Source organism: Microbacterium schleiferi (genome assembly GCF_015565955.1).
GTDB classification, from domain to species: Bacteria; Actinomycetota; Actinomycetes; order Actinomycetales; family Microbacteriaceae; genus Microbacterium; species Microbacterium schleiferi_A.
In genome coordinates, this window is record NZ_CP064760.1 from 2151428 (window position 1) to 2175415 (window position 23988).

Sequence of the window (23988 nt, forward strand, 5' to 3'; positions counted from 1 at the left end):
CGACGACATCGGTCGCAGGGCAGCATCAGAAAGGCGGGAACGTGGAGATTCGCATCGGCATCACGAATTCGGGTCGCGAGCTGAACTTCGAGACGAACGATTCCGCCGCCGACGTGCGCCAGTCCGTCGCGCAGGCGCTGGACTCCGGCGCGACCCACGTCACGTTCACCGACGTCCGCGGCAACGCCTACATCGTCCCGACCGCGGGACTTGCCTACGTCGAGGTCGGCACCGAAGAGGCGCGCCGCGTCGGTTTCGTCGCCTGACCGCGCCGCGGCCCGCTAGGCCGCGAGTCCCAGGTCATCCATCCGGCGCGAATGCGCTGCCATGAGCTGGGTGAAAACCGGCTCGACCTTCTGCTCGTCCTGCAGCTGGAGCTGCTTCGGCCGAAGAGCGGCACGGGCGACCAACAGCGTGTCGCCCACGAGGCGACGGCCCCACATGGCCAGCAGTGAGCGCCACTCGTCGTCGCTGTCGATCGTCTCGGTGAGGATCTCGACGACGGCTTGCCGGTCGGCATCCGCGCCGAGGATGCGCGCGACCCGACGCCCCGTGTCGCCATAGCTGGCAGCCAGCGCGAGATAGAAGTCGTCGAGCATGCCCGCGATGATGTGCACCGAGAGCATCGTCTCCTGCGGCCGCACGCCGTGGGTAGCGCGGCGGAACTGGTCGAGCGGCTCGCGGAAAGGAAGCATGAGGGCAGTCGGGTCGTCTCCGCGATCACGGATGAGACCCACGAGAGCTTCGTGCTTGGTCAGTGCCGCTCCCGCAGCGCGCGAGAGGGCCTCTTTCTTCTCGAGCGAGGGCGTCAGCGCGATGAGCTCGCTCAGCGTCTCGAAGAACCCGAGCTGCAGGTAGGCGGCCTGCCCCAGAAAGACATCGATGTCGGGAGCGAGCTCTTCGAAATCGACGCGGTGGGCATCGCCGAAGTCGCCCCGGGACCGCAACGACAGCGTCGCGGCGAGCGGACGGCTTTTACGCCAGAACTTCCAGTCGACCACGCACACAGCCTAGGCCCAGCGCGGGGCGACCCGCCGAGCAGACCCGCTCCGAGGGGCCCTTCAGCGCTCGCCGGTAGACTACAAAGGTCTCCGGCATTGGACCGGGGCCCCGCGCCTGCGGCTGAGTGAAGGGCGTGGATCCGACACCAGCGGCAGCAGGGCTGCCAGACAGGCTTCTATTGTGACGACTTTCGCCGATCTCGGCGTGGATCAAGACATCATCGATACGCTCGCCGATCGCGGAATTGTCGACGCGTTCCCCATCCAGGAGCAGACCATTCCGCTGGGCCTTCCCGGCCAAGACATCATCGGCCAGGCAAAGACCGGTACCGGCAAGACCTTTGGCTTTGGCATCCCCGTCGTGCAGCGGCTCGGCCTGAGCCCCGAGCCGGGCGTGAAGGCGCTCATCGTGGTTCCCACGCGTGAGCTGGCCGTCCAGGTCTATGAAGACATGGACATGCTGACCAAGAACCGGTCGACCTCGGTCGTCGCGATCTATGGCGGCAAGGCATACGAGGGCCAGATCGAGCAACTGAAGGCCGGCGCACAGATCGTCGTCGGCACCCCGGGGCGACTCATCGACCTCGCCGGGCAGCGCCTGCTCGACCTCTCGAACGCGACCGAGGTCGTCCTCGACGAGGCCGACAAGATGCTGGACCTCGGGTTCCTCCCCGACATCGAAAAGATCTTCCAGCGTGTTCCCGCTGTCCGCCACACGCAGCTGTTCTCGGCCACGATGCCCGGTCAGATCGTGACCTTGGCGCGCCGGTTCATGAGCAACCCGATCCACATCCGGGCAACCGACCCCGATGAGGGGCTCACGCAGGCCAACATCCGCCACCTCGTCTACCGCGCGCACTCGCTCGACAAGGATGAGGTCATCGCCCGCATCCTGCAGGCCGAGGGCCGGGGCAAGACCGTCATCTTCACGCGCACCAAGCGCGCGGCCCAGAAGCTCGTCGACGAACTGCAAGACCGCGGCTTCTCCGCCGTAGCTGTGCACGGCGACATGAGCCAGGAAGCACGCGAGCGCTCGATGGCCGCGTTCAAGGCGGGCAAGAAGGATGTGCTCATCGCCACGGATGTTGCGGCCCGCGGTATCGACGTCGATGACGTGACACACGTGATCAACCACACGATCCCGGATGACGAGAAGACCTACCTGCACCGGGCCGGCCGGACCGGCCGCGCGGGGCGCACCGGTATCGCCGTGACGTTCGTCGACTGGGACGACCTGCACAAGTGGGCGCTCATCAACCGGGCGCTGGAGTTCGGGCAACCGGAGCCGACCGAGACCTACTCCTCGAGCCCGCACCTGTATGCCGATCTCGACATCCCGGCAGGCACAAAGGGCCGCATCGTGACGGCTCCCCGCACCGAGACCGTTTCGACGGTCGAGGGCGGGTCGTCCGACGGTCGGTCCGGGTCACGTCGTCGACGGTCGCGCGGCAGCTCATCCGGGTCATCCGGCGCGAGCGGGTCGCACGGGTCTTCGGGTACCCCGACTCGCTCGGCTGACGGCGCGGGCACGCACGATGGCGGGGGCGCCGAGCACCGCGACGGCACGACGACGCCGCGTCGTCGCCGTCGTCGACGCGGACCCCGTCCCGACGCAGCCTGACGTCCGCTCCGCGGCACCGGCTGTCGCAGGCGCGTGAGAACATGACGACCGGTTCTCGAATCGGATAACCGGTCACGCTAAGGTGTTGGCTGCGGCATCGCGCCGCGCAAACCCCGAAAGGCTGTCATGCGATTTCTTGAAGCTGTGACGACGGGATACGAGTACCAGGGATTCTGGGGCTCGTTCTGGGACATCATCTGGTGGTTCCTGTGGATCTTCGTCTTCGTTGCGTACCTGTTCGTGCTGTTCTCGATCATCAGCGACCTCTTCCGCGACCACAAGCTCAATGGTTGGTGGAAGGCCGTCTGGATCGTCTTCCTGATCTTCCTGCCCTTCATCACGGCTCTGGTCTACCTGATCGCGCGAGGCCGCGGTATGGGTGAGCGCTCCATGAAGGAAGCGGCACAGATCAAGCAGGCCCAGGATGCCTACATCCAGTCGGTCGCCGGCGGCAAGGCCCACAGCCCCGCCGAGGAGATCGCCCGCGCCAAGGCGCTCCTGGACGCCGGCTCCATCTCCCAGGCCGAGTACGACCAGCTGAAGGCCAAGGCCCTCGGCTGATCCGACACTCACCGCCAGCGCCCCCGTCTCTTCTGAGGCGGGGCGCTGTGCTGTGCGGGGTGGCCGGCATCCGAACCTCGCAGAATCGCACGAACCTCGCAGGATTCTGGCCCAAGAGTGCGACGTTCGCGCGATTCTGCGAAGTTGGCGCGGGGCGTCGGCCTAGGGGTAGACCGGGGCGCTGCCGGTTGCCGCGGCGACGATGCGCTCGACCATGGCTGGCGCGGTCGTGAACTCGCCGGGAACGTTCGGTTTGCCTAGGCCGTGATAGTCGCTCGAGCCCGTCACGATGAGGTCGCGCTCGGCGACCAGGGACTCGAGCTGGCGGATGCCGGCAGCCGTGTTGTCGCGGTGGCCGAGCTCGAAGCCGGCAAGGCCAGCGTCCAGCATCCGGGTCACGAGCGGCGCCGGGAACGGGCCCGCACGCCCCGCGGGGTGGGCGAGGATCGGCACACCCCCGGCCGCCGCGATGAGCTGAACAGCGGTGACCGGGTCGGGCGCGAACAGCGCGACGTAGTACGGGCTCCGGGGGCTCAGGATGCTGCGGAATGCCTCCTCGCGATCCTGCACGTGTCCGCGCGCGACGAGCGCGTCGGCGATGTGCGGGCGCCCGACGGTGGCGCCGTCCGAGGTCTGCGCGAGGATGTCTTCCCACTCCAGGTCGAAGTCGCGGGCGATCCGCTCCGAGATCATTCGCGCGCGTTCGAGCCGGGAGGTCCGCACCCGCTCGGTCATCGCGCGCAACGGCCCGTCATCGGGATCGAACAGGTAGGCGAGGACGTGGACGCTGCGCCAGTCGTCGCGTGCTGACATCTCCATACCCGGCACGAACATCATGCCGAGCGAGGCTGCAGCATCGGCAGCTTCGGCCCAGCCCGCCGTCGTGTCATGGTCGGTCAGGGCCGCGATGCGTAAGCCATGGCGGTGAGCTGCGCGCATGACGTCGGCGGGCGCGTCGGTCCCGTCGGACTGGTTCGAGTGCAGGTGCAGGTCGGCGGGTCCCTCGAAGAGCCGCTCGTCATCCATCGTTCGAGCGTAGCGCCGCTCCCCCAGCTCGCTGCGCTCGACTCTGCGGCGCGGTTCGTACGCTTCTCTCAGACCCCTGTCGTAGGCTCGCGATCGTGCGTCGGGCTCTGGGGATCCTCGTTGCGGTGATCTGGATCGCCGCGGTCGCGGTGATCACCGTTCCCGACTTCTTCCGCGTCGAACGCCTGACCCCGATCGCTCAGATCATCGCGTTCCGCGGGGTGATCGTCCTCGCCCTCGCCGCGGTCGCGATCCTTGCCCTGTTCGCGTCATTCGCCCGCTCGATTCGCCCGCTTGCCGTCACGATTCTGATCGTCGCGGTTGTCGGCGCAGCCGCCGGCGGTGCCACGATGGTCAACCGCGGCATCGGAACCGACAGCCTGCCGGCGAAGACCGACGAGGCGATTCGCGTCATGACGTGGAACACCGCGGGGCCGGCGACCTCGGCCGATGAAATCGCCCGCCTGGCTGTCGCTATGGATGCCGACATCGTCGCCCTCCCCGAGACGACGATCGAAACGGGCGAACAGGTCGCGATCGAGATGCGCGAGCTCGGACACCCCATGTGGGCCCACCATGCGAAAGACCCCTCAACACCCTGGGATGCCGGGTCGACGACCCTGCTGATCACCCCCGACCTCGGCGACTACGCCGTGATCGAGTCATCCGTCGAGGGCACCAGCACGACCTCGACGGTCCCGAGTGCTGTCGCGATGCCCGTCTCAGGCGCGGGCCCGATCGTTGTTGCTGCGCACGCCGTCGCCCCGCGAGCCGACTATATGGATGACTGGCGTGCCGACCTGCGCTGGCTCGGCGATCAGTGCGCGGCCGACAACGTCATCATGGCCGGCGACTTCAACGCGACCCTCGATCACTTCGGCGGGCTCGGCGTGGACGGCGGCGAGCTCGGACGCTGTCGGGATGCGGCTGCAGCCAGCGGCACCGGCGCCGTCGGTACCTGGAGCACCGCGTGGCCGCCCCTGCTCGGCACGCCCATCGATCACGTCATGACCACTGACGCGTGGACGGTGACCGGATCGCTCGTGCTGTCTTCGGTGGACGGCAGCGGCAGTGACCACCGGCCGCTCGTCGTCCAACTGGAGCCCGCAACCCCCTGACCGGCCAGACCCGCGCGTGCGAGACTGGACGAATGAGCACGACCGGCGACAACGAGGCGACGACGACGACCCCGGCGAGCACCGACGGGACGGTAAACCGCAAGCAGCCGTTCCCGCAGGGCTTCCTCGACACGATCTCGACGGGGTGGGCAGAGCGCCCGGAGACGCTCCCGCCGGCCCGACCCCGGGCAGCCTTCGCGGCGCGGCGACGCGCTGCGCTCTCGGCAGCGTTCCCCGGTGAGCGCCTCGTCTTTCCCGCCGGTGAGCTCAAGCAGCGCTCGAACGACACCGACTACCGGTTCCGCGCGCACTCCGCTTTCGCACACCTCACGGGCTGGGGTGCGGATGCCGAGCCCGGCGCGATCCTCGTCATGGACCCGGCTCCTGGCGGTGGCCACGAGGCCGTCCTGTACTTCCGCGAGCGCGCCGACCGCACGACAGCGGAGTTCTACGCCGACGCATCCGTCGGCGAGTTCTGGATCGGACCCCGACCCGCTCTGGCGGGCGTCGCCGCCGATCTTGGGATCCGTACCGAACACATCGCCGCGTTCGGCCCCGTCGACGGCGAGCGCGTCGTTGACACGGATGTCGACCTCACCCGCGCAGTTTCGGAACTGCGCCTGATCAAGGACGAAGACGAGATCGCGCAGATGCGCGAGGCCGTCGCGGTGACAGCTGCCGGGTTCGATGACATCGTCGCCGATCTTCCCCTCATCGCCGAGCACCCCCGCGGTGAGCGGATCGTGGAGGGCCTGTTCCACCTGCGGGCCCGCAGCGACGGCAACGGCGAGGGATACGACACGATCGCGGCATCCGGACCTCACGCCTGCTACCTGCACTGGACGCGCAACGATGGCGCCGTGCTGCCGGGAGACCTCATCCTGATCGATGCGGGAGTCGAGCTCGACAGTCTCTATACAGCCGACATCACGCGGACGCTGCCGGTCAGCGGCAGGTTCACCGAGGTGCAGCGACGCGTCTACGAAACGGTCCGCGAGGCCGCGGATGCCGCGTTCGCGGCAGCCCGTCCCGGGGTGACGTTCCGTTCGGTCCATGAAGCGGCGATGGCAGTCATCGCGGCCCGCACGGCGGAGTGGGGCCTGTTGCCGGTCACGGCGGATGAGGCGCTCGCTGCCGACACGGGCGGTCAGCACCGCCGGTACATGGTGCACGGCACCAGCCACCACCTCGGCATCGACGTCCACGACTGCGCCCAGGCCCGCCGCGAGATGTACTACGACGGCATCCTGGAGCCCGGCATGGTGTTCACGATCGAGCCGGGGCTGTACTTCCAGATCGACGACCTCACGGTCCCCGAAGAACTGCGGGGGATCGGTGTGCGGATCGAAGATGACGTGCTGATGACCGCCGACGGTCCCGTGAACCTGTCAGCCGGGATCCCCCGTACTGCTGACGAGGTCGAGGCCTGGATCGCACGGCTGGCACCGCACGCGAGCTGACCTGCCGCTACGCTCCCCGGTCGTCCTTCTGAGGTGCTTCGACCCCAGCGGCGTCGACCCCAGGGGCTTCCGCCGCCTCGACGTCTTCGGGTCCCGTGTCGGCTGATACGTCGGCTGATGCCTCGGCGGAGGGGTCGACGGGCGCCTCGGGTGGCTTTACGTCCTCGATGCGCTGGCCGTAGCGAGGTGGCTCCTGCGGCGCGACCGGTCGTTCGGGAGGCGGGGCTACCACCTGCGTGCGCGGCGTCGCCGGCGCTGCCGCCTGCGGGCCGAGCACCTGGCGGGCCTTGCCCGCGCTGCCAGTCGCGACCGCGATGTCGTAGTGGTCGGCGACGAACTGCATGATCGAGGCATAGTCGCGGCGACGGCGGACGATGGCGAAGGTCAACAGGCTCGCCAACATCCCGATGGCGATACCGACAAAGAGCACCCCGACAAAGGCCTGGATGGGCACATTCGGCATCCCCAGCACGAAGACGGCGGAAAACAGCATGCCCAGGAGCAGTCCGTTGATCGCGCCCGAGCGCGCGGCAGTCGCGTAGCCGAGCCGGCCGGTGACACGCTCCATCGAGCGCAGCCCCTGGCCGACGATTGTGATCTCGCGCGCTGGAATGTCTTCCGCGATGAGCTTCGAGACCGCCTTTTGCGCGGCCTCGTACTGCTCGAAGGTCGCGACGGTCTGCCCGACATCCTCGAGATTGCGGGCGAACTGGCCCCCCATCATGCTCATTCGTCCATCCTCCCACGTCACGTCTTTCCATCCGCTGAGTCGGAGGGAATCACTACCCGCAGCCGCGGATGACGGCGGTGGGCGCGGGCTACGCTGGACGGGTGAACACGCAGCGGGTCTTTGTCGCGCGCCTGTCGGGCTGCGCCGTCTTCGACCCTGCCGGCGACCGGCTCGGACGGGTCCGTGATGTCGTGGTCGTCTACCGCGCCGATGATCCGCCGCGCGTGGTGGGGCTCGTGGTCGAGATCCCCGGCCGGCGCAACGTCTTCGTCTCGATCGGGCGCGTCACCTCGATCGCCCCGGGCCAGGTCATCACGACGGGCCTGATCAACGTTCGCCGGTTCCAGCAGCGCGGCGGCGAGGTCCGCGTCCTCGCGGAACTTCTGGGGCGCCGCGTGTACTTCCGCGACGGCTCGGGAGAGGCCGTCATCGAGGATGCTGCGATCGAGCGTGACCGGCTGGGTGCCTGGGACATCGGGCAGCTCTTCCTGCGGCGTCCCCGCACGAGCGCGTCCCCGTTCACGAAGGGCCCGACGACCCTCGCGAGCTGGGAGGACGTGACCGAGCGGCTCGATTCGACGCAGGAACCGTCGGCAGAGCAGCTGGTCGCGACGCTGAGCGAACTGAAGCCCGCGGACCTGGCCAACACGCTCCTCGATCTTCCCGACGCGCGTCTACTCGAGGTCGCCGAAGAACTCCCCGACCACCGTCTTGCCGACGCCCTCGAGGAAATGCCCGAGGACGACCAGGCCCACATCCTGGAACAGCTCGGCGACGAGCGAGCCGCCGACATCCTCGATGCGATGGAGCCGGATGACGCCGCCGACCTGCTCGGGCAGCTGCCCGCGCTCCGGTCGGAGCAGCTGCTCGACCTCATGGAGCCCGAGGAAGCGGAGGACGTCCGCGAACTGCTGAAGTACGGCCCCGACACCGCCGGTGGTCTCATGACGAGTGAGCCGATCGTCCTGTCGGCCGAGGCAACGGTTGCCGAGGCGCTTGCGCTCATCCGGCGCCACGAACTGCATCCGGCCCTGGCCGCGTCCGTCTTCATCACTCTGCCGCCGTACGAGACGCCCACGGGACGGTTCCTGGGCACCGTGCACTTCCAACGGATGCTGCGCTACCCGCCGCACGAAAGGCTCGGCTCGCTCATCGACGACACGATCGAGCCGCTGCCCTCGACCGCGTCGGCAGCCGAGGTATCTCGAATCCTCGCGTCCTACAACCTCGTCTCGGTTCCCGTGGTCGATCAGGTCCACCGCCTGGTGGGCGTCGTGAGCGTCGACGACGTGCTGGACTACCTGCTGCCCGAAGACTGGCGTTCGCACTCCACCGAGCAGCGACCGGTGTCGTTTCCCTGGACAGGCCCGGTGAAGCTGTGATGGCGCGCTCACCCCGGGGGCTGGATGCGCCCCGCGGCCGCTCGAGCATGCCGATGCGCAGCCGCACGCCCCAGCCGTCCCGCGATCGGTTCGGCCGGGCCACCGAGTGGATCGCCCGCAACATGGGAACCCCGTGGTTCCTGGTCGCTCTCACCCTGTTCTGCGTCGCCTGGATCGCGTGGAACACGGCAGCGCCCGAGAACCTCCGGTTCGACTCCGCCGCCAACGGATTCACGGCCCTCACGCTCATGCTCTCGCTGCAGGCCTCGTACGCAGCGCCCCTCATCCTTCTCGCTCAGAACCGGCAGGATGACCGCGACCGCGTCCAGATCGAACAGGACCGCCAGCGCGCCGAACGCAACCTCGCCGACACCGAGTATCTCGCCCGCGAGATTGTCGCCCTGCGCATCGCCCTGACCGAGATCTCCTCCGAGGTCGTCACCCGAGACACGCTGCGCACCGAGCTGAAGTCCTTGTTGAAGAAACTCGACGAACGCGACGAGACGCGGCAGACCGATGCCGCAGCGACAGCTGACGCGAGCGTGGCGCGCGAGGACGGCTCGGCGTGACCGGCGGCCACACGGGGAGTTCCGCGGACGAGGTCACTCGCGCCGTCGGGGCCGTGATGGACCCGGAGTTGCGGCGGCCCATCGGCGAGCTCGGCATGGTGCGGGGCGCCCGGGTCGAGGACGGGGCAGCGCGGGTCGAGATCGCCCTGACCGTCGCGGGATGCCCCGCCGCCGCCCGGATCGAGTCCGACGTTCGCTCGGCAACCCTCTCGGTGCCCGGCGTTTCCTCGGCAGACATCGTCGTGGGCGTGATGGATGCCACGGAGCGCGGCCGCCTCACCGAGATGCTCCGCGCGGGTCGTCCGGCACGATCGATGCCCTTTGGGCCCGACTCGCTCACCCGGGTGATCGCCGTGACCAGCGGCAAGGGCGGTGTCGGCAAGTCCACCCTTACCGCGCTCCTGGCAACGACCCTGGCTGCGCGGGGCCTGCGCGTCGGCCTCATCGACGCCGACGTCCACGGGTTCTCGATTCCCGGCATCCTCGGTCTGCTCGGCCCCGACGGCGCGCCACCGCAGCCGACACGGATCGATGACCTCATGCTTCCCCGGTCGCGCACGGGGTGAAGGTGATCTCCATTGGGATGTTCCTGCGCCGCGGAGCCGGGGAGGCGCCGCTGGGCGCCGTGGCATGGCGCGGTCCCATGCTCCACCGCACCGTGCAGCAGTTCCTCACCGACGTCCACTTCGGCGACCTCGACATCCTGCTGCTGGATATGCCGCCCGGAACGGGCGATGTCGCGATCTCCGTCGGTCAGCTCCTCCCTCACGCCGAGGTGATCGTCGTGACCACACCTCAGCGAGCGGCTGCCGACGTCGCCATCCGGTCGGGCCTCGTGGCCCGGCAGACCGGTCAGCGCCTGCTGGGGGTCGTGGAGAACATGGCACCGCTGACCCTCCCCGACGGCACAGTGCTCGACCTGTTCGGCTCGGGTGGCGGAGCCCTCGTGGCACACGAACTGCAGACGGATGCCGAACCTGTCCCGCTGCTCGGCTCGATTCCTCTGAGCCCCGTCCTCCGGGCCTCCGGCGACGCCGGGGATGTTCACCGTGTCACCGATGCGTCCGATCCCGCCGCGGCAGCGATCGGAGCGGTCGCGGATGCGGTTCTGGCCTCCGGTCGCAGCCTGTCGGGTCGCCCCCTCCCGATGAGTGTGAATCGCGGCGACTGATCAGGTGCAACCGCGCGCCGACCCGGGTGCTCAGGTAGCTTCTGCGTCGAACGGCGGCAGCTCGCCAACCGCCAACGGCGACGTCGCGCGCGTCGCCGTCTGGCCCGCGGCGACCGTACTGGTGGCAGCCCCTCCCGCGGCGGCCATACTCGCAGACTGCGGCTTGACGGGCGGCGTCGGCGGGTCATCGAGCAGAGCCTCACGGATGATGCGGCGCGGGTCGTACTGGCGCGGATCGAGCGTGCGCCAATCCACGTCGTCGAAGTCCTCGCCCATCTCCTCTTTCACGCGGGACCCGGCCGACCGGGCGAAGTCCCGCGCGCGGCGAACGAACTGGCCGAGAGCAGCCGCGTAGCGCGGAAGCCGCTGCGGTCCGATGATCATCCCCGCGATCAGACCGATCAGCAAGAGCTTCTCGATCGTGATCCCGTTGAACATGGGTCAAGATTACCCCTCGCGCCTCAGCGGATTTCCGGGCACGCGCACGTAGGCTTTCCCCTCAGAGAAGGGGCAGTGCATGGGAGATCACGCGGTCAATCGATTCGTCGAAGAAGTGACGGTCGAACCCGAGTCCATCGCCCGCGCCCGCGAGGCCGCGCTCGAGCTCGGCGCCGACCCGATCAGCGCCGCCGTGGGTGTGCAGTGCGCCACGATCGCCGCGGTCGGGCGCGCGCTGAACATCGTTGAGATCGGCACCGGCGGCGGAGTCTCAGGGCTCTGGCTCCTGCGCGGCGCGCCGCAGGCGACCCTCACCACGATCGACGTCGAGCCCGAGCACCTCGCGGCGGCCCGTCAGGCGTTCGCGCAGGCGAAGGTGCCGCCGGCACGAGCACGGTTCATCACGGGACGAGCAGCAGAGGTGCTCCCCCGCATGAACGAGGCTTCCTACGACATCGTGCTCGTCGACGCCGAGCCCGAGGGCGTCATCGAATACGTCGAACACGGGCTGCGACTGGTCCGCCCCGGGGGCACGGTGCTGATCCCGCGCGTACTGGCTGGCGGCGCCGTTGCCGATCCGGTCAAGCGTGACGATGTCACCACCGCCTACCGTTCGCTGATCCAAGAGGTCGCGCAATCCCCCGCCGTTCTCGGCGCGCTCAACACCGCGCGCGAAGGACTCCTCCAGCTGACGACCCTGGCACACGCCTAAGCGGTCCGATACAACACACAGGGAAGCGGCCGGTCACAGGACCGGCCGCTTCCCTGTGTGTTGAGAGGATGGCTCGCGCTACGCGGCTCCGACGACCCCACCGAGCACGTCGTACAGTTCCTTGGCCTCGGCGTCGTTCACCGAGACGACAAGGCGCCCACCGCCTTCGAGAGGTACGCGCACGATGATGAGGCGACCTTCCTTCACGGCCTCCATCGGTCCGTCTCCGGTTCGCGGCTTCATGGCTGCCATGGCGGCTCCCTTTCGTCGTGGTCTACCTGTCAAGCTTAGGGGATTTGCCAGAAACGGTTGCCGAGCGCGTACATGTTGTAGATCCACCACCACTGCCCGGCAAGGCAGACAACGAGAACTCCGGCACGCCACGCGAGCGAGCGCGGCACGGCGAACGCGCCCCACAGCGGAGAAAGGGGAACGAGCAGTCGAAAGATGCTCGACTGGGGGAAGAACACGGCGAGCAGGTACACGAGATAGCTCACTGCCCACAGCCGAATCTCCGGTCCCAACGCGCGCACCTGAGGTGCCCAGAGCAGGGCCGCAGCGATCCCGACCAGAACAACCACGAGCACAATGACTCCCCCGACGCTGCCCCACCCCCACGTCTGCCCCCAGAAGGCCGCGCCCTGCACGAAAGCATCGAAGGGGACGAAGACCCCCTCATCGTTGATCAGCCAGTTTCGTCGCCAGGCCAATTCGGTCGCGAGATACGCGCCGGGATCGCCCGTGACGACAGCCGCGATCACCTGCCACGAGAACCCGACAACGGTCGCGAGCGCGCCAAGAGCGACGATGTGGATGATCTCGGGTGTTCGAAGCGGCTCCGTGCGGCGCGAGAAGAAGCGCCAGATGCCGAACAGACCGAGAAAGAGCGCGAACGCGAGGACCCCGGGTCTCGTGTATCCCATGAGAATCACGAGCGGATACACCCAGACATACCGCCGGGTCGTCACCGCCCAGAGCGCAAGGAAGAGCCACAACAAGAAGAGCGCTTCGGCGTACCCCAGGACAAAGAGCGCCGAGAGCGGCCCGGCTGCGAAGAAGCCGGCGCCCCAGTAGGCGGCCGAGGGGCCGATGCGCGGTCGCAGGATCCGATACAGCACGTAGGTCGCGCCGAACCCGGAAAGCAGCGAGATGATCACCGCCGCCGCACCCCAGGAGCCGCCGAACAGCGGCGCGAGCGCACCGGCGAGATACGCGTAGACGGGCATGAACGCCCACTGATTCTCCGCGACCTGTCCCGCGTCAGTCAGCGGCAACTCCGCGGGGTATCCGTGGACGGCGAGGAACCAGTACCACTGCGCGTCCCATCCCAGGAGCATGTCGGAGACCGCCGGCGCTGCACCGAACCGGCTTCCTTCCTCCGCGAGCGTCGCTGCGAGGATGAAGAAAGCGAAGGTTGCGAGCCGGCACACCAAGTAGAGGATGGCCAGCCGAACGACGATGCGTCCGCCTCTGTCCCACACGGACAGATCGGTCGCGGGTGTGCGCTCGGTGCTTAGGTCAGCCACGCACGCAGCCCGCGCTCGACATCCATGATCTGAGAGACCGCAACGCGCTCTTCGTCATGGTGGGCCAGCAGCGGATCTCCCGGGCCGTAGTTGACGGCGGGGATGCCGAGGGCGGAGAACCGTGCAACGTCGGTCCAGCCGTACTTCGGTCGGGCCTGGCCGCCCACGGCGGCGACGAACTCCTGCGCCAGCGGATCGTCCAGCCCCGGCCGCGCGCCCTCGGCCATATCGATGACCTCGACCTCGAAGCCGTCGAAGACCTCACGGACATGCGTCTCAGCTTCGGCTCCGCTTCGCGACGGGGCGAAGCGGTAGTTGACCTCGACCTCGCAGAGATCGGGGATGACGTTGCCCGCGACACCTCCCGCAATGCGGACGGCGTTGAGCCCCTCCCGATAGACGAGCCCGTCCACCGCTACCTCGCGCGCCGTGTAGGCGGCGAGCCTCTCCAGGATCGGCGCCGCCTTGTGGATCGCGTTCTCCCCGACCCACGAACGAGCACTGTGAGAGCGGACGCCATGCGTTCTGATGATCGCGCGCATGTGGCCGTTGCAGCCGCCCTCGACCTGCCCGTTCGAGGGCTCGCCGAGAATGGCGAAGTCGGCAGCAAGCAGGTCGGCCCGCGTCGCGGCGATGCGCGTGAGCGCGTTGAGCGCGGCGGCGACTTCCTCGTGGTCGTACCAGATCCACGTGATGTCAGCCTTTGGTGCGACCAGGTCCGCGGCGAGCTTGAGCTGAACGGCAACGCCGGCCTTCATGTCGACAGTGCCGCGCCCCCAGATGAACTCCTCCCGTCGATGTCGACGGTGCGGGTGGGCACGTTCCCGTTGATCGGCACGGTGTCGATGTGCCCGGCGATGGCTACCCGGCGCTCTCGCCCCTGATGGGTCCGCGCGATGATCGTGTCACCGTCGCGGATGACTTCGAGGTGCGGCAGGGCGCGGACGGCCTGCTCGATGAGGTCGGCAAGATGCCCTTCGTCTCCGGAGACACTGGGGATGTCGCAGATCGCGCGGGTGAGATCGACAGCGTTCGAGGTCAAGTCCAGCACCCTTCGAGTCTAGCCAGGGGCCACGAAGCTCCGACCGGCGCCGCGTCACGGGCTCAGCACCCCGGATTCGACTCGATACCCTGGAACGATGAGTGCACAGCGGATGATCAGCGGTATCGGGGCGGCGACGGTCGCGGCAGACGGCACGGTTCTGGACACCTGGTACCCGTCACCCCAGCCCGGCGCTCTGGCCGATGCCGCGGACGCTCACGAGGCAGCACGTGCCCTCGTCGCGCAGGCGGTCGGCGCGGATGAGACGCGCGGCGTCACCATCACTCAGATTGAGATCGAGATCGACCTCGACGCGGCGCCGACAGACACTCCCGACGCGTATCTCCGTCTCCACGCGCTGTCACACCGGCTCGTCAAGCCAAACGATCTGAATCTCGACGGCATCTTCGGCGCGCTTCCCAACGTCGCATGGACAAACGCGGGACCTGTTCATCCGGCCGACCTGACGGCGCGGCGACCTCTGCTTCAGCGCGCCGGCATCCAGGTGCAGGGCGTGGACAAGTTCCCGCGGCTGACCGATTACGTCCTCCCGAGGGCGTGCGCATCGCGGATGCCTCTCGTGTGCGGCTGGGCGCCTACCTCTCCCCCGGTACGACGGTGATGCACGAGGGCTTCGTCAACTTCAACGCGGGAACTCTCGGGCAGAGCATGGTCGAAGGACGGATCTCCCAGGGCGTCGTCGTCGGCGACGGCAGCGACATCGGTGGGGGCGCCTCCATCATGGGCACCCTCTCCGGCGGCGGCTCGCACCGGGTGTCCGTTGGCGCCCGGACGCTGCTGGGCGCCAACGCGGGAATCGGCATCTCCCTCGGGGACGACTGCGTCGTCGAGGCGGGCCTGTATGTCACCGCCGGGTCGAAGATCGTGCTCCCCGACGAGACCACCGGTGCGGACGGCGCACGCCCCACTGTGAAGGGCGCAGCCCTGTCGGGTCAGAACGGCATCCTATTCCGCCGCAACTCCGTCACGGGTGCAATCGAGGCCGTGCGGCGCGCCGGGGTCGGCGTCACCCTCAACGAAGCCCTCCACGCCTGACCCGCGCGCCACGACCCGCCGCGACGGGGAACGGAGAGGTCAGCGGCGCACGCGCACCGAGAGGCACGTGACGCATCCTTCGAGCTTCTCGAACTCCGTTACGGGGGTCTGCACGACGGTGAGACCACGCGAGCGAAGCAGCGCGGCCGTCTGCGGGGCGCCCGCCGACATCAAGACCGTCGACGGATCGAGGACAACAACGGCAGTCCCCTGTTCTTCAGGAACGGGAAGGAAGCGCGGAAACACCGATGGATCGTCGACGAGCGGTTCGTAGCCGATGACGGTTCCGTCAGGAAGCGCGGTCACCGCGCTCTTGAGGTGCAACACGCGGGTCACCGGCACCGCGACGAGCTTCCAGCCGCGCGGCGTGAGCAGAGTCTCGAGCTGCGCGAACCCGTCGTCATTCGTCCGGGAAGACGCCCCCACGTAAACCGTGCGACCGACCTTGAGGATGTCGCCGCCGTCGAGTGTGCCGGGCGCCTCGATCTCGTGGATCGGCAGACCGAGCGTGCGCGCCGCTGCCCGGGCCGTGTCGATCTCACCGCGTCGGGACTCTGCCCCGGGGCGGCCGATCACCACGAGGTCGTCGAAGACGACCAGGGCGTCCTCGATGAAGACCCCGTCCGGCTGTGTCGGCGCCGCCTCGACGTCGATGATCTGCCAGCCGCGGTCGCGGTACACCGCGACGTAGTCGCGCCACTGCGATAGGGCGAGCCCGGCGTCCGCAGCGACACGGTCACGGTGCGTCAGCTCCCCGTCGGCCAACAGCGGTGACGGGACACGGACAAGGAGTTTCGGCATCCGTTCAGAATGCCAGACTCAGGCGTTGCGCACGGACCCAGGTGTCGTGAATGTGCCCAGGCGTCGCGAAGGACGCAGACGGACTCAGACGCCCGGGTAGTTCCGTTCGGGCGAACCGATGTAGAGCTGCTGCGGCCGACCGATCTTCGTCTGCGGGTCGCCGATCGCCTCGCGCCACTGGGCGATCCAGCCCGGCAGACGGCCGATCGCGAACAGCACGGTGAACATCCGCGTCGGGAAGCCCATCGCCTTGTACATGACGCCCGTGTAGAAGTCGACGTTCGGGTAGAGGCGACGCTCCTTGAAGTAGTCGTCGTTGAGGGCGATCTCTTCGAGGTCTTTCGCCAGGTCCAGCAGCGGGTCGTGAACGCCGAGTTCCGACAGAACCTCGTCGGCGGATTCCTTGACGAGCTTGGCGCGGGGGTCGTAGTTCTTGTAGACCCGGTGGCCGAAGCCCATGAGCTTGACGCCGTCTTCTTTGTTCTTGACCCGCTCCACGAAGCGCTGCACGCTCTCGCCGGAGTCCCGGATCTGCGCGAGCATCGACAGGACAGCTTCGTTGGCCCCGCCGTGCAGCGGGCCGTAGAGGGCGTTGATTCCCGCGGAGATCGACGAGAACTGGTTTGCACCGGTCGATCCGACCAGGCGTACCGTCGAGGTCGACGCGTTCTGCTCGTGGTCCTCGTGCAGGATCAGCAGACGCTCAAGCGCGCGGGAGACGACCGGGTTGACCTCGTAGAGCTCCGACAGCACACCGAAGTTGAGCTTGAGGAAGTTGTCGACGAAGCTCATCCCGTTGTCGGGGTACAGGAACGCCTGACCGATGCTCTTCTTGTGGGCGTACGCGGCGATCACCGGAAGCTTCGCAAGCAGGCGGATCGTGTTGACCTCGACGTGCTCGGGGTTGTGCGGATCGGACTCGTCTTCGTAGTAGGTCGACAGGGCCGCCGTCGCCGCCGAGAGCACCGACATCGGGTGCGCGGTGGGAGGCAGCGAGCCGAAGAAGCGCTTGAGGTCCTCGTGCAGCAGCGTGTGGCGACGGATGCGGTTATCGAACGCCGCGAGCTCATCGGGGGTCGGCAGCTCGCCGTAGATGAGCAGCCACGCCACCTCGAGGTACGTGCTGTGGGTCGCGAGCTGCTCGATGGGATACCCGCGGTACCGCAGGATGCCCGCATCCCCATCGATATAGGTGATCGCCGACTTGGTCGAGGCCGTGTTGACGAACCCGTAGTCCAGGGCCGTGTACCCGGTCTGCCGCGTGAACGTCGCGACATCGATGCTCGGTACCCCGTCGGTGCCGTGGAGCACGGGGAACTCGGCGGTCCGATCACCGACGGTCAGGATGGCCTTCTGCTGCGGGGTCTGCGCGTCGTCCACGGCGCCTCCTTGCATTGTCTGGGGCTGTCGTCGGCCCCCGGGACGGGTTCGTCGCCTCGCGGAGCCGTCCAAGCACGTGTCGGTGCCCGGGCTGCCCCTACAGCCTAGTAGTCGGTCCGGCCTACTGTGCGCACAGCCAAAGCGGGGACAGTTTCGATGGAGAAAACCTCGCAGCGCGGCCCACCGACTGCTCCGCCTGCCCGCTAACCGGCCCGGAGCCGATCGACCGCGGCGGCGATGCGTTCATCGGTTGCCGTCAGCGAGAGCCGCACGTGGTGCGTATGGGCCTGACCGTAGAAGATCCCGGGTCCGACGAGGATGCCGCGCTGCGCGAACCACTCGACCGAGGCCCAGGCATCCTCACCGCGGGTGAGCCACAGATAGAGTCCCGCTTCGCTCCGATCGACGCGGAACCCCGCGCTCTCGACGGCGGGGCGAAGGAGCCCGCGCCGATGACGATAGAGCTCCCGTTGCCGGGCCACATGGGAGTCATCGCCCAGGGCAACGGCCATGGCAGCTTGCACGGGAGCGGGGGCATCAGTCCCAAGTGCTTGCGCGCTGTCAGCATCGGCTCGATGATCGCCGCGTCCCCCGCGACAAAGGCGGCGCGGTAGCCGGCGAGGTTGGACTGCTTGCTCAGCGAATACACCGACAGCACGCCGGTGTTGTCGCCGTCGGTCACGCGTGGGTCCAGCGCCGACGGAATCGCCTCGTGGTCCCAGGGCGAATCCCAGCCGAGCTCGGCGTAGCACTCGTCGCTCGCGAGCACAGCTCCGAGCTCTCTGGCCCGGTCGCGAGCAGCGCGCAGGGCCGCGACATCCAGCACGGCGCCGTCCGGGTTGCCGGGCGAGTTCAGCCATACCAACCGTGTCTGCGCGGGCCACTGTGCCGGATCCTCTGCGGCGACCGGGGTGGCGCCGACCACGCGAGCTCCGACCTCGTAGGTCGGGTAGGCCGCGACCGGATGCACAACGACATCCCCGGCCCGAGTCCCAGAAGCAGCGGCAGCAGGGCCACGAGTTCCTTCGAGCCGATCGTCGGGAGCACGCTGTCGACCGTGAGACCGGGAACCCCGCGTCGGCGCGCATACCAGTCGACGATCGCCTCGCGCAGCGCGACCGTCCCCACGGTCTGCGGGTACGCATGAGCGTCAGTCGCAGCCGCAAGCGCCCGAGCGATCACGTCCGGGGTCGGATCGACCGGCGAACCGATCGAGAGATCAACGATCCCATCCGGGTGCGAGCGCGCCTGCGCGGCGTAGGGCGCCATCGCGTCCCACGGGTAATCGGCCAGATCGGCGACGCCCATCGGTCGAAACCCGGGTCAGTGGTTCTGCGGGGGCAGTTCGGCGATGACCGGGTGGTCCTTGGGGATCACACCCACCTTGGCCGCTCCACCGGGCGAACCGAGGTCATCGAAGAACTCGACGTTCGCCTTGTAGTAGTCCTGCCATTCCTCGGGCAGGTCGTCTTCGTAGTAGATCGCCTCGACGGGGCATACGGGTTCGCAGGCGCCGCAGTCGACGCACTCATCCGGGTGGATGTAGAGGCTGCGCTCCCCCTCATAGATGCAGTCGACGGGGCACTCGTCGATGCAGGCACGATCCTTGACATCGACGCACGGAAGGGCGATCACATACGTCACGAGAGCAAGTCTAGTCGGCTGTCCGGACGGCCCGGCCGCGATCGACACGCTCTGGCCACGCGACCACGAACGCCGTAACGGCGGGAAGCCACAGCGTCCAGACGACCCCCAGGATCGACTGCGGCACGATCACCGAACCGCCGGCCCCGGTGCCCGACAGGACGATCGCGACACCCATCGCACCCAGACCCGTGGCAAGGGCCGCCCACCGGTCGGCGGTGAGCGCGCGCACCGCGATGATGACCGCTCCCGCGGCGACCATGGCCAGCACGAGGCCCACCGGAAGACCGAACACGCGGTACGCGTGACTGACGGTGCCCGCGGCGCCGTAGATCACCCCGACGACCAGCGCGACCACCCACCCGGCAAGGCGAAGAAACGAGAAGCGCGGCACCGCATCACTGTATCGCGGCGCCTCTGTGCGAAACCTCACACCGCCAGGCCCCACCACCGGAGCGCCGCCGCGACCGCGGCTGCCGCCACCACGACGACGAGGAACGGCGCACGAAGCAGCAGGAGGCCCGCCGCCACGAGGATCGCGGGAACCCGTGCATCCACGACGATCTCCTGCCCGAGCCCGAACGTCTGCACGGCGACGAGCGCGGCGAGCAGGGCGACGGTGAGCAGATCGGCGATGCGCGCGGGTCGAGGCGCCTCGAGCAGGCGAGGGGGAACGAGATACCCCGTCACCTTGAGAGCCAGGCAGATGACGGATGCCAGCGCGATAGCGCTCCAGAGGGTCATGGCAGCCCCTCCCGCTCGGGAAGATCATCGGGTTCGTCGAGGCCATCGGATCCGAGACTGCTGTCGACGCCGGGGCCACCCGCGGGCCCTGCGCCGCCCTTCGCCGCGCCGCCTCCCCAGTCGGCCCACCCGACGACGATTGCGACGAGGGCGGCGATGAGCACCGGAAGACCCGGCATGAGAGACGGCGTCAGCACTGTCGCGACCACCGCCGCCGCGATGCCGACGACGATCGGCTGTCTCCCGCGCAGGCGCGGCCACAACAGGGCGAGAAAGGCTGCAGCGGCCGCGGCATCCAGCCCGTACGCGCGCGGGTCGCCGAGCACATCACCCAGCAGCGCACCGGCGAGGGTCGAGAGGTTCCAGCCGAGGTAGATGCCGATGCCGGTGACCCAGAAACCGACGGTTCGGGCCCGGGGTGTGCCCTGCGCCAGGGCGACGGCCGTGGATTCGTCGATCGTGAACTGCGGCGCCGCGATGCGTGTGAACCGTCCCGGCGGCAACAGCGTCGACATCCGGATGCCGTAGGCGATGTTTCGCGCGCCCAGCAGGGCAGCCGAGGCAACGGCTGCGGGGATGGCAGCCAGCCCTCCGGCAGAGATGACGCCGACGAAGGCGAACTGCGATCCGCCCGTGAACATCACGAGGCTGAGGACACACGTCTGCCACACGTCGAGACCCGCCGCGACCGACAGTGCGCCGAACGACACGCCGTAGGCGCTCGTGGCCAGCGCGACGCCGACGCCTTGGCGCCATGCGCCGCGCGCGGCGTCCATTCCGCCCTGTTCCGACGGCTCCTCACCGTGCCGCATGCTCGCCATCCTCGCAGTCCGCGAGCCTTTTCTGCTGTCAGTGGCGCGTCCCCGCGCCGCCGTAGGCTGGGGGAATGACCCGCCGAACCCGACGCCGCGGGCGCTCGCTCGCGGGAGCCACCCGCATCACTGCTGTCAGCGCCACCACGGCCACGCTCGTCGCCGCACTCCTCTCGGGGTGCAGCCCCACGCCGCCGGCAGCGCCGCTCGGCGAGGCGTTCGCTGCGGCGCTGGATGCGGCCTCCGTCCCCGGCGGGGCGATCGCGGTGCGTCGGGATGGAGTAACCACGGTCTATCCGGCCGGGGTCGCCGATGCCGATGGCACGCCCGTCACGGAGGAAACCCTGTTCGGTTACCGCTCTGTCACCAAGTCGTTCGTCGCGACGGTGATCCTGCAGCTCGCCGATGACGGCATCCTCGACCTCGATGCCACAGCGCCTGCCGCGGGGACGGGGATCGAAACCACCGCGACGATCGATGAGCTGGCAACGATGACCTCGGGTGTCCCCAGCTACTCGACGCAGGCAGGGCTTGTCGACCTCCTGGTCGAGGACTGGACGCGCAGCTGGACCGACACGACCCTGTACGGGTTGACTGCCGGCCTCCCCGAGGAGTTCCCGCCCGGGACCAGCTACGAGTACTCGAACACCAACACGGTCCTGCTCGGGCAGATCATCGACACAGCGTCGGGCCAGAGCTGGCCTGAAGCCGTCCGCACGGGAATCCTGGAACCACTCGAACTGAACTCCGTGATCTATCCCGGCAACGCCCTGCCCCCCGAGGATGCCGCGACGCCGTTCCAGGTGGATGCTGACGGCACCGTGGAAGAACTTCCCACGGTCCGCGCGAGTGCGTTCTCGGCAGCCGGCGGCCTGTTCGGCACGGCCGGCGACCTGGCGGGATGGGCCGAGGCGCTGGGGACGGGTTCGCTCGTGTCAGACTCGGCACAGGAACGTCGGGTGTCGGAGTGGCACGACACGGCCCCTGATCCGGCGAGCCCGTATTACGACGAGTACGGCTTCGGCATCGGCCGGATCGGCAAGTGGATCGGCCACACGGGCAACGGTCTCGGCTACCAGGCCCTCGCGATGTACCACCCGGAATCCGCGACGGCGGTGGCGATCGTGGTCAACGCCACCGGACCAGACCCCGATCTGCCGGCGCATCTGTTCGAGCAGTTGCAGGAGCTGATCCTCGCGGACTGATCCCTCCCGGGATTGCGATCAGGCGTTGGCGTCCTGGCGCTTCAGGCGCGATGCGGCACGGCCACGTTCGGTCGCGTCCAGGACGACCTTGCGGATGCGCACCTTCTCGGGCGTCACCTCGACGCACTCGTCTTCGCGCGCGAACTCCAGGCTCTCCTCCAGCGACAGCAAGCGCGGCGGAGTCATCGACTCGAACGTGTCGGCCGTGGAGGAGCGCATGTTCGTGAGCTTCTTCTCCTTGGTGATGTTCACGTCCATGTCATCACTGCGCGAGTTCTCACCGATGACCATGCCCTCGTAGACCTCTTCCGTGGGCTGCACGAAAAAGCTCATGCGCTCCTGGAGCGCGATGATCGCGAAGGGGGTCACGACGCCGGAGCGATCAGCGACGATCGACCCGTTCTGGCGCGTCACGATCTGACCCGCCCACGGCTCGTAGCCGTGCGAGATCGCGTTGGCGATACCCGTGCCACGGGTCGTCGTGAGGAATTCGGTGCGGAAGCCGATGAGCCCGCGGGAGGGCACGACGAACTCCATGCGAACCCAGCCGGTGCCGTGGTTGGTCATGTTGTCCATGCGCCCCTTGCGGGCGGCGAGCAGCTGCGTGATGGCCCCGAGGTACTCCTCGGGCGCGTCGATCGTCAGATGCTCAAAGGGCTCGTAGGTCTTCCCATCGATCTTCTTGGTGACCACCTGAGGCTTGCCGACGGTCAGCTCGAAGCCTTCGCGCCGCATGTTCTCGACGAGGATCGCCAGCGCCAGCTCGCCGCGGCCCTGCACCTCCCAGGCATCCGGCTTGCCGATGTCAACGACCTTCAACGAGACGTTACCGATCAGCTCGCGATCCAGCCGGTCCTTGACCATACGGGCGGTGAGCTTGTGACCCTTGACCTTGCCGACCAGCGGAGAGGTGTTGGTGCCGATCGTCATCGAGATGGCGGGGTCATCGACCGTGATCGCCGGCAGCGGGCGCACATCTTCGGGGTCGGCGATCGTCTCGCCGATCGTGATGTTCTCGATGCCCGCGATCGCAACGATGTCGCCGGGGCCGGCGGACTCCGCCGGATAGCGCTCCAGCGCACGGGTCTTCAGCAACTCGGTGATGCGCGCGCTGGTGTGCGAACCGTCGTGGCGCACCCACGCGACAGTCTGACCCTTCTTGAGGGTGCCATTGAACACGCGCAGCAGCGCGAGGCGGCCGAGGAAGGGGCTGGAGTCGAGGTTCGTCACCCAGGCCTGCAGCGGCGCCTCATCGTCGTAAGACGGCGCCGGAACGTGCTCGAGGATCGCCTCGAAGAGCGGCTCGAGATCGTCGTTGTCGGGAAGGGAGCCATCGGCAGGGCGGTTGCGGGATGCCGCTCCCGCGCGCCCACTCGCGTAGACGACGGGGACATCCAGAAGTGCGTCCACGTCGAGATCGGGCACGTCGTCGACCATGTCGGAGGCAAGGCCCAACAGCAGGTCGTGGCTCTCCTCCTCGACGTCAGCGATGCGGGCGTCCGGACGGTCGGTCTTGTTCACGAGAAGGATGACGGGAAGCTTCGCCTCCAGGGCCTTACGCAGCACGAAACGCGTCTGGGGCAGCGGACCCTCCGAGGCATCCACCAGCAGCACGACACCGTCGACCATCGACAGGCCGCGCTCAACCTCGCCACCGAAGTCGGCGTGACCCGGGGTGTCGATCACGTTGATCGTCACGGGGACCTCGGTGTGAACACCGTTGTAGGTGATCGCGGTGTTCTTCGCGAGGATCGTGATGCCCTTTTCCCGCTCGAGGTCGTTCGAGTCCATCGCGCGCTCTTCGACGTGCGCGTGCTCACCGAACGAGCCGGTCTGTCGCAGCATCGCGTCCACGAGCGTTGTCTTGCCGTGGTCAACGTGCGCAACGATCGCGACGTTTCGGAGGTCCGAACGGAGGGCATGCGCCATGAGGGAATCCTTGCGGGTGGGGAGGCGGCCGGGATGCCGGCGCCCTCCAGGATATCTCAG

Annotated in this window: 22 protein-coding genes and 4 pseudogenes; 11 read left to right on the forward strand and 15 right to left on the reverse strand. The window is 68.2% G+C overall.

From position 1 onward, the window contains the following. Nucleotides 1–41 precede the first annotated feature (41 nt). Entirely contained in the window at nucleotides 42–266 is a 225-nt protein-coding gene (locus IT882_RS10385; protein ID WP_195691794.1) for a DUF3107 domain-containing protein, read from the forward strand. Nucleotides 267–281: 15 nt separating this feature from the next. Here the strand turns inward: IT882_RS10385 and IT882_RS10390 are convergent, their stop codons facing one another. Next, nucleotides 282–1001 (reverse strand): ferritin-like fold-containing protein, encoded by a 720-nt coding sequence (locus tag IT882_RS10390; protein WP_195691795.1) that lies wholly within the window; start codon nucleotides 999–1001, stop codon nucleotides 282–284. 181 nt (nucleotides 1002–1182) lie between these two features. On the opposite strand from IT882_RS10390, the gene IT882_RS10395 reads away from it, so the two are divergent. Beyond that, a complete protein-coding gene (locus IT882_RS10395; protein WP_195691796.1) occupies nucleotides 1183–2622 on the forward strand; it encodes a DEAD/DEAH box helicase in 1440 nt (479 codons plus the stop codon). 126 nt (nucleotides 2623–2748) lie between these two features. Continuing rightward, nucleotides 2749–3183: an SHOCT domain-containing protein gene (locus IT882_RS10400; protein ID WP_195691797.1), complete on the forward strand. Its 435-nt coding sequence runs from the start codon at nucleotides 2749–2751 to the stop codon at nucleotides 3181–3183. 162 nt (nucleotides 3184–3345) lie between these two features. Here the strand turns inward: IT882_RS10400 and IT882_RS10405 are convergent, their stop codons facing one another. Further along, complete coding sequence (locus IT882_RS10405) at nucleotides 3346–4209, reverse strand: PHP domain-containing protein (protein WP_195691798.1); 864 nt, start codon at nucleotides 4207–4209, stop codon at nucleotides 3346–3348. 95 nt (nucleotides 4210–4304) lie between these two features. Here IT882_RS10405 and IT882_RS10410 point away from each other — a divergent pair, with 95 nt between their 5' ends. Together IT882_RS10410 and IT882_RS10415 are read left to right on the forward strand one after the other, a co-directional pair. Continuing rightward, on the forward strand, nucleotides 4305–5327 hold the full coding sequence (locus IT882_RS10410; protein WP_195691799.1) for an endonuclease/exonuclease/phosphatase family protein: 1023 nt from the start codon (nucleotides 4305–4307) through the stop codon (nucleotides 5325–5327). Between the two features lie 32 nt (nucleotides 5328–5359). Further along, nucleotides 5360–6787: an aminopeptidase P family protein gene (locus IT882_RS10415; protein WP_195691800.1), complete on the forward strand. Its 1428-nt coding sequence runs from the start codon at nucleotides 5360–5362 to the stop codon at nucleotides 6785–6787. Between the two features lie 7 nt (nucleotides 6788–6794). Here IT882_RS10415 and IT882_RS10420 read toward each other — a convergent pair whose 3' ends face one another. Continuing rightward, on the reverse strand, nucleotides 6795–7517 hold the full coding sequence (locus IT882_RS10420; protein WP_195691801.1) for a general stress protein: 723 nt from the start codon (nucleotides 7515–7517) through the stop codon (nucleotides 6795–6797). 101 nt (nucleotides 7518–7618) lie between these two features. On the opposite strand from IT882_RS10420, the gene IT882_RS10425 reads away from it, so the two are divergent. The 3 genes and pseudogenes from IT882_RS10425 to IT882_RS16530 all read left to right on the forward strand — a co-directional run bounded on the left by IT882_RS10425 (nucleotide 7619) and on the right by IT882_RS16530 (nucleotide 10639). Further along, on the forward strand, nucleotides 7619–8899 hold the full coding sequence (locus tag IT882_RS10425; protein ID WP_195691802.1) for a magnesium transporter MgtE N-terminal domain-containing protein: 1281 nt from the start codon (nucleotides 7619–7621) through the stop codon (nucleotides 8897–8899). Continuing rightward, nucleotides 8899–9468, forward strand: coding sequence for a DUF1003 domain-containing protein (locus IT882_RS10430; RefSeq protein ID WP_195691803.1), 570 nt, complete (start codon nucleotides 8899–8901; stop codon nucleotides 9466–9468). Before IT882_RS10425 ends, IT882_RS10430 begins: the two co-directional genes overlap by 1 nt. A 56-nt stretch (nucleotides 9469–9524) precedes the next feature. Next, nucleotides 9525–10639, forward strand: a pseudogene (locus tag IT882_RS16530) (P-loop NTPase). Nucleotides 10640–10669: 30 nt separating this feature from the next. Here IT882_RS16530 and IT882_RS10445 read toward each other — a convergent pair. Beyond that, a complete protein-coding gene (locus IT882_RS10445) occupies nucleotides 10670–11077 on the reverse strand; it encodes a Sec-independent protein translocase TatB (RefSeq protein ID WP_195691805.1) in 408 nt (135 codons plus the stop codon). Nucleotides 11078–11156: 79 nt separating this feature from the next. Here IT882_RS10445 and IT882_RS10450 point away from each other — a divergent pair, with 79 nt between their 5' ends. Continuing rightward, the gene (locus tag IT882_RS10450) at nucleotides 11157–11789 is read left to right on the forward strand and encodes an O-methyltransferase (protein ID WP_195691806.1); all 633 of its coding nucleotides are present in this window, start codon (nucleotides 11157–11159) and stop codon (nucleotides 11787–11789) included. A gap of 78 nt (nucleotides 11790–11867) precedes the next feature. Here the strand turns inward: IT882_RS10450 and IT882_RS10455 are convergent, their stop codons facing one another. The 3 genes and pseudogenes from IT882_RS10455 to dapE all read right to left on the reverse strand — a co-directional run bounded on the left by IT882_RS10455 (nucleotide 11868) and on the right by dapE (nucleotide 14366). Continuing rightward, nucleotides 11868–12041, reverse strand: coding sequence for a DUF3117 domain-containing protein (locus tag IT882_RS10455; RefSeq protein ID WP_076490128.1), 174 nt, complete (start codon nucleotides 12039–12041; stop codon nucleotides 11868–11870). Between the two features lie 35 nt (nucleotides 12042–12076). Beyond that, nucleotides 12077–13315 (reverse strand): hypothetical protein, encoded by a 1239-nt coding sequence (locus tag IT882_RS10460; protein ID WP_229382063.1) that lies wholly within the window; start codon nucleotides 13313–13315, stop codon nucleotides 12077–12079. After that, nucleotides 13303–14366, reverse strand: a pseudogene (gene dapE, locus IT882_RS10465) (succinyl-diaminopimelate desuccinylase). Before dapE ends, IT882_RS10460 begins: the two are co-directional and overlap by 13 nt. An 88-nt stretch (nucleotides 14367–14454) precedes the next feature. Between dapE and dapD the strand changes: the two are divergent. Further along, nucleotides 14455–15413: pseudogene (gene dapD / locus IT882_RS10470) on the forward strand (2,3,4,5-tetrahydropyridine-2,6-dicarboxylate N-succinyltransferase). 39 nt (nucleotides 15414–15452) lie between these two features. On the opposite strand, the gene ddaH reads toward dapD, so the two are convergent. The 7 genes and pseudogenes from ddaH to IT882_RS10505 form a co-directional block, all read right to left on the reverse strand. Continuing rightward, nucleotides 15453–16214: a dimethylargininase gene (ddaH, locus tag IT882_RS10475; RefSeq protein ID WP_195691807.1), complete on the reverse strand. Its 762-nt coding sequence runs from the start codon at nucleotides 16212–16214 to the stop codon at nucleotides 15453–15455. Nucleotides 16215–16298: 84 nt separating this feature from the next. Then, the gene (locus tag IT882_RS10480) at nucleotides 16299–17594 is read right to left on the reverse strand and encodes a citrate synthase (RefSeq protein ID WP_229382064.1); all 1296 of its coding nucleotides are present in this window, start codon (nucleotides 17592–17594) and stop codon (nucleotides 16299–16301) included. 203 nt (nucleotides 17595–17797) lie between these two features. Beyond that, nucleotides 17798–18902 (reverse strand): annotated as a pseudogene (gene dapC, locus IT882_RS10485) (succinyldiaminopimelate transaminase). A 15-nt stretch (nucleotides 18903–18917) separates the two neighbouring features. Continuing rightward, nucleotides 18918–19238 carry a ferredoxin gene (gene fdxA / locus IT882_RS10490; protein ID WP_195691809.1) on the reverse strand — a complete coding sequence of 107 codons (321 nt, stop codon included), beginning with the start codon at nucleotides 19236–19238 and terminating at the stop codon, nucleotides 18918–18920. A 10-nt stretch (nucleotides 19239–19248) separates the two neighbouring features. Continuing rightward, the gene (locus IT882_RS10495; RefSeq protein WP_195691810.1) at nucleotides 19249–19632 is read right to left on the reverse strand and encodes a histidinol dehydrogenase; all 384 of its coding nucleotides are present in this window, start codon (nucleotides 19630–19632) and stop codon (nucleotides 19249–19251) included. 35 nt (nucleotides 19633–19667) lie between these two features. Further along, entirely contained in the window at nucleotides 19668–19982 is a 315-nt protein-coding gene (locus IT882_RS10500) for an AzlD domain-containing protein (RefSeq protein ID WP_195691811.1), read from the reverse strand. Beyond that, complete coding sequence (locus tag IT882_RS10505; RefSeq protein ID WP_229382065.1) at nucleotides 19979–20794, reverse strand: AzlC family ABC transporter permease; 816 nt, start codon at nucleotides 20792–20794, stop codon at nucleotides 19979–19981. The genes IT882_RS10500 and IT882_RS10505 overlap by 4 nt, the downstream gene beginning before the upstream one ends. A 74-nt stretch (nucleotides 20795–20868) precedes the next feature. Here IT882_RS10505 and IT882_RS10510 point away from each other — a divergent pair, with 74 nt between their 5' ends. Continuing rightward, nucleotides 20869–21999 (forward strand): serine hydrolase domain-containing protein, encoded by a 1131-nt coding sequence (locus IT882_RS10510; protein ID WP_195691812.1) that lies wholly within the window; start codon nucleotides 20869–20871, stop codon nucleotides 21997–21999. A gap of 18 nt (nucleotides 22000–22017) precedes the next feature. Here IT882_RS10510 and typA read toward each other — a convergent pair whose 3' ends face one another. Continuing rightward, entirely contained in the window at nucleotides 22018–23928 is a 1911-nt protein-coding gene (gene typA / locus IT882_RS10515; protein ID WP_195691813.1) for a translational GTPase TypA, read from the reverse strand. Nucleotides 23929–23988: the final 60 nt, after the last annotated feature.

Coding starts and splice junctions, on each gene's coding strand:
- IT882_RS10415 (WP_195691800.1), top strand. CDS start 5,360: ATGAGCACGACCGGCGACAACGAGGCGACGACGACGACCCCGGCGAGC.
- IT882_RS10500 (WP_195691811.1), bottom strand. CDS start 19,982: ATGACCCTCTGGAGCGCTATCGCGCTGGCATCCGTCATCTGCCTGGCT.
- IT882_RS10420 (WP_195691801.1), bottom strand. CDS start 7,517: ATGAGCATGATGGGGGGCCAGTTCGCCCGCAATCTCGAGGATGTCGGG.
- IT882_RS10505 (WP_229382065.1), bottom strand. CDS start 20,794: ATGCGGCACGGTGAGGAGCCGTCGGAACAGGGCGGAATGGACGCCGCG.
- IT882_RS10430 (WP_195691803.1), top strand. CDS start 8,899: ATGGCGCGCTCACCCCGGGGGCTGGATGCGCCCCGCGGCCGCTCGAGC.
- IT882_RS10405 (WP_195691798.1), bottom strand. CDS start 4,209: ATGGATGACGAGCGGCTCTTCGAGGGACCCGCCGACCTGCACCTGCAC.
- typA (WP_195691813.1), bottom strand. CDS start 23,928: ATGGCGCATGCCCTCCGTTCGGACCTCCGAAACGTCGCGATCGTTGCG.
- IT882_RS10510 (WP_195691812.1), top strand. CDS start 20,869: ATGACCCGCCGAACCCGACGCCGCGGGCGCTCGCTCGCGGGAGCCACC.
- ddaH (WP_195691807.1), bottom strand. CDS start 16,214: ATGCCGAAACTCCTTGTCCGTGTCCCGTCACCGCTGTTGGCCGACGGG.
- IT882_RS10455 (WP_076490128.1), bottom strand. CDS start 12,041: ATGGCAGCCATGAAGCCGCGAACCGGAGACGGACCGATGGAGGCCGTG.
- IT882_RS10450 (WP_195691806.1), top strand. CDS start 11,157: ATGGGAGATCACGCGGTCAATCGATTCGTCGAAGAAGTGACGGTCGAA.
- IT882_RS10400 (WP_195691797.1), top strand. CDS start 2,749: ATGCGATTTCTTGAAGCTGTGACGACGGGATACGAGTACCAGGGATTC.
- IT882_RS10445 (WP_195691805.1), bottom strand. CDS start 11,077: ATGTTCAACGGGATCACGATCGAGAAGCTCTTGCTGATCGGTCTGATC.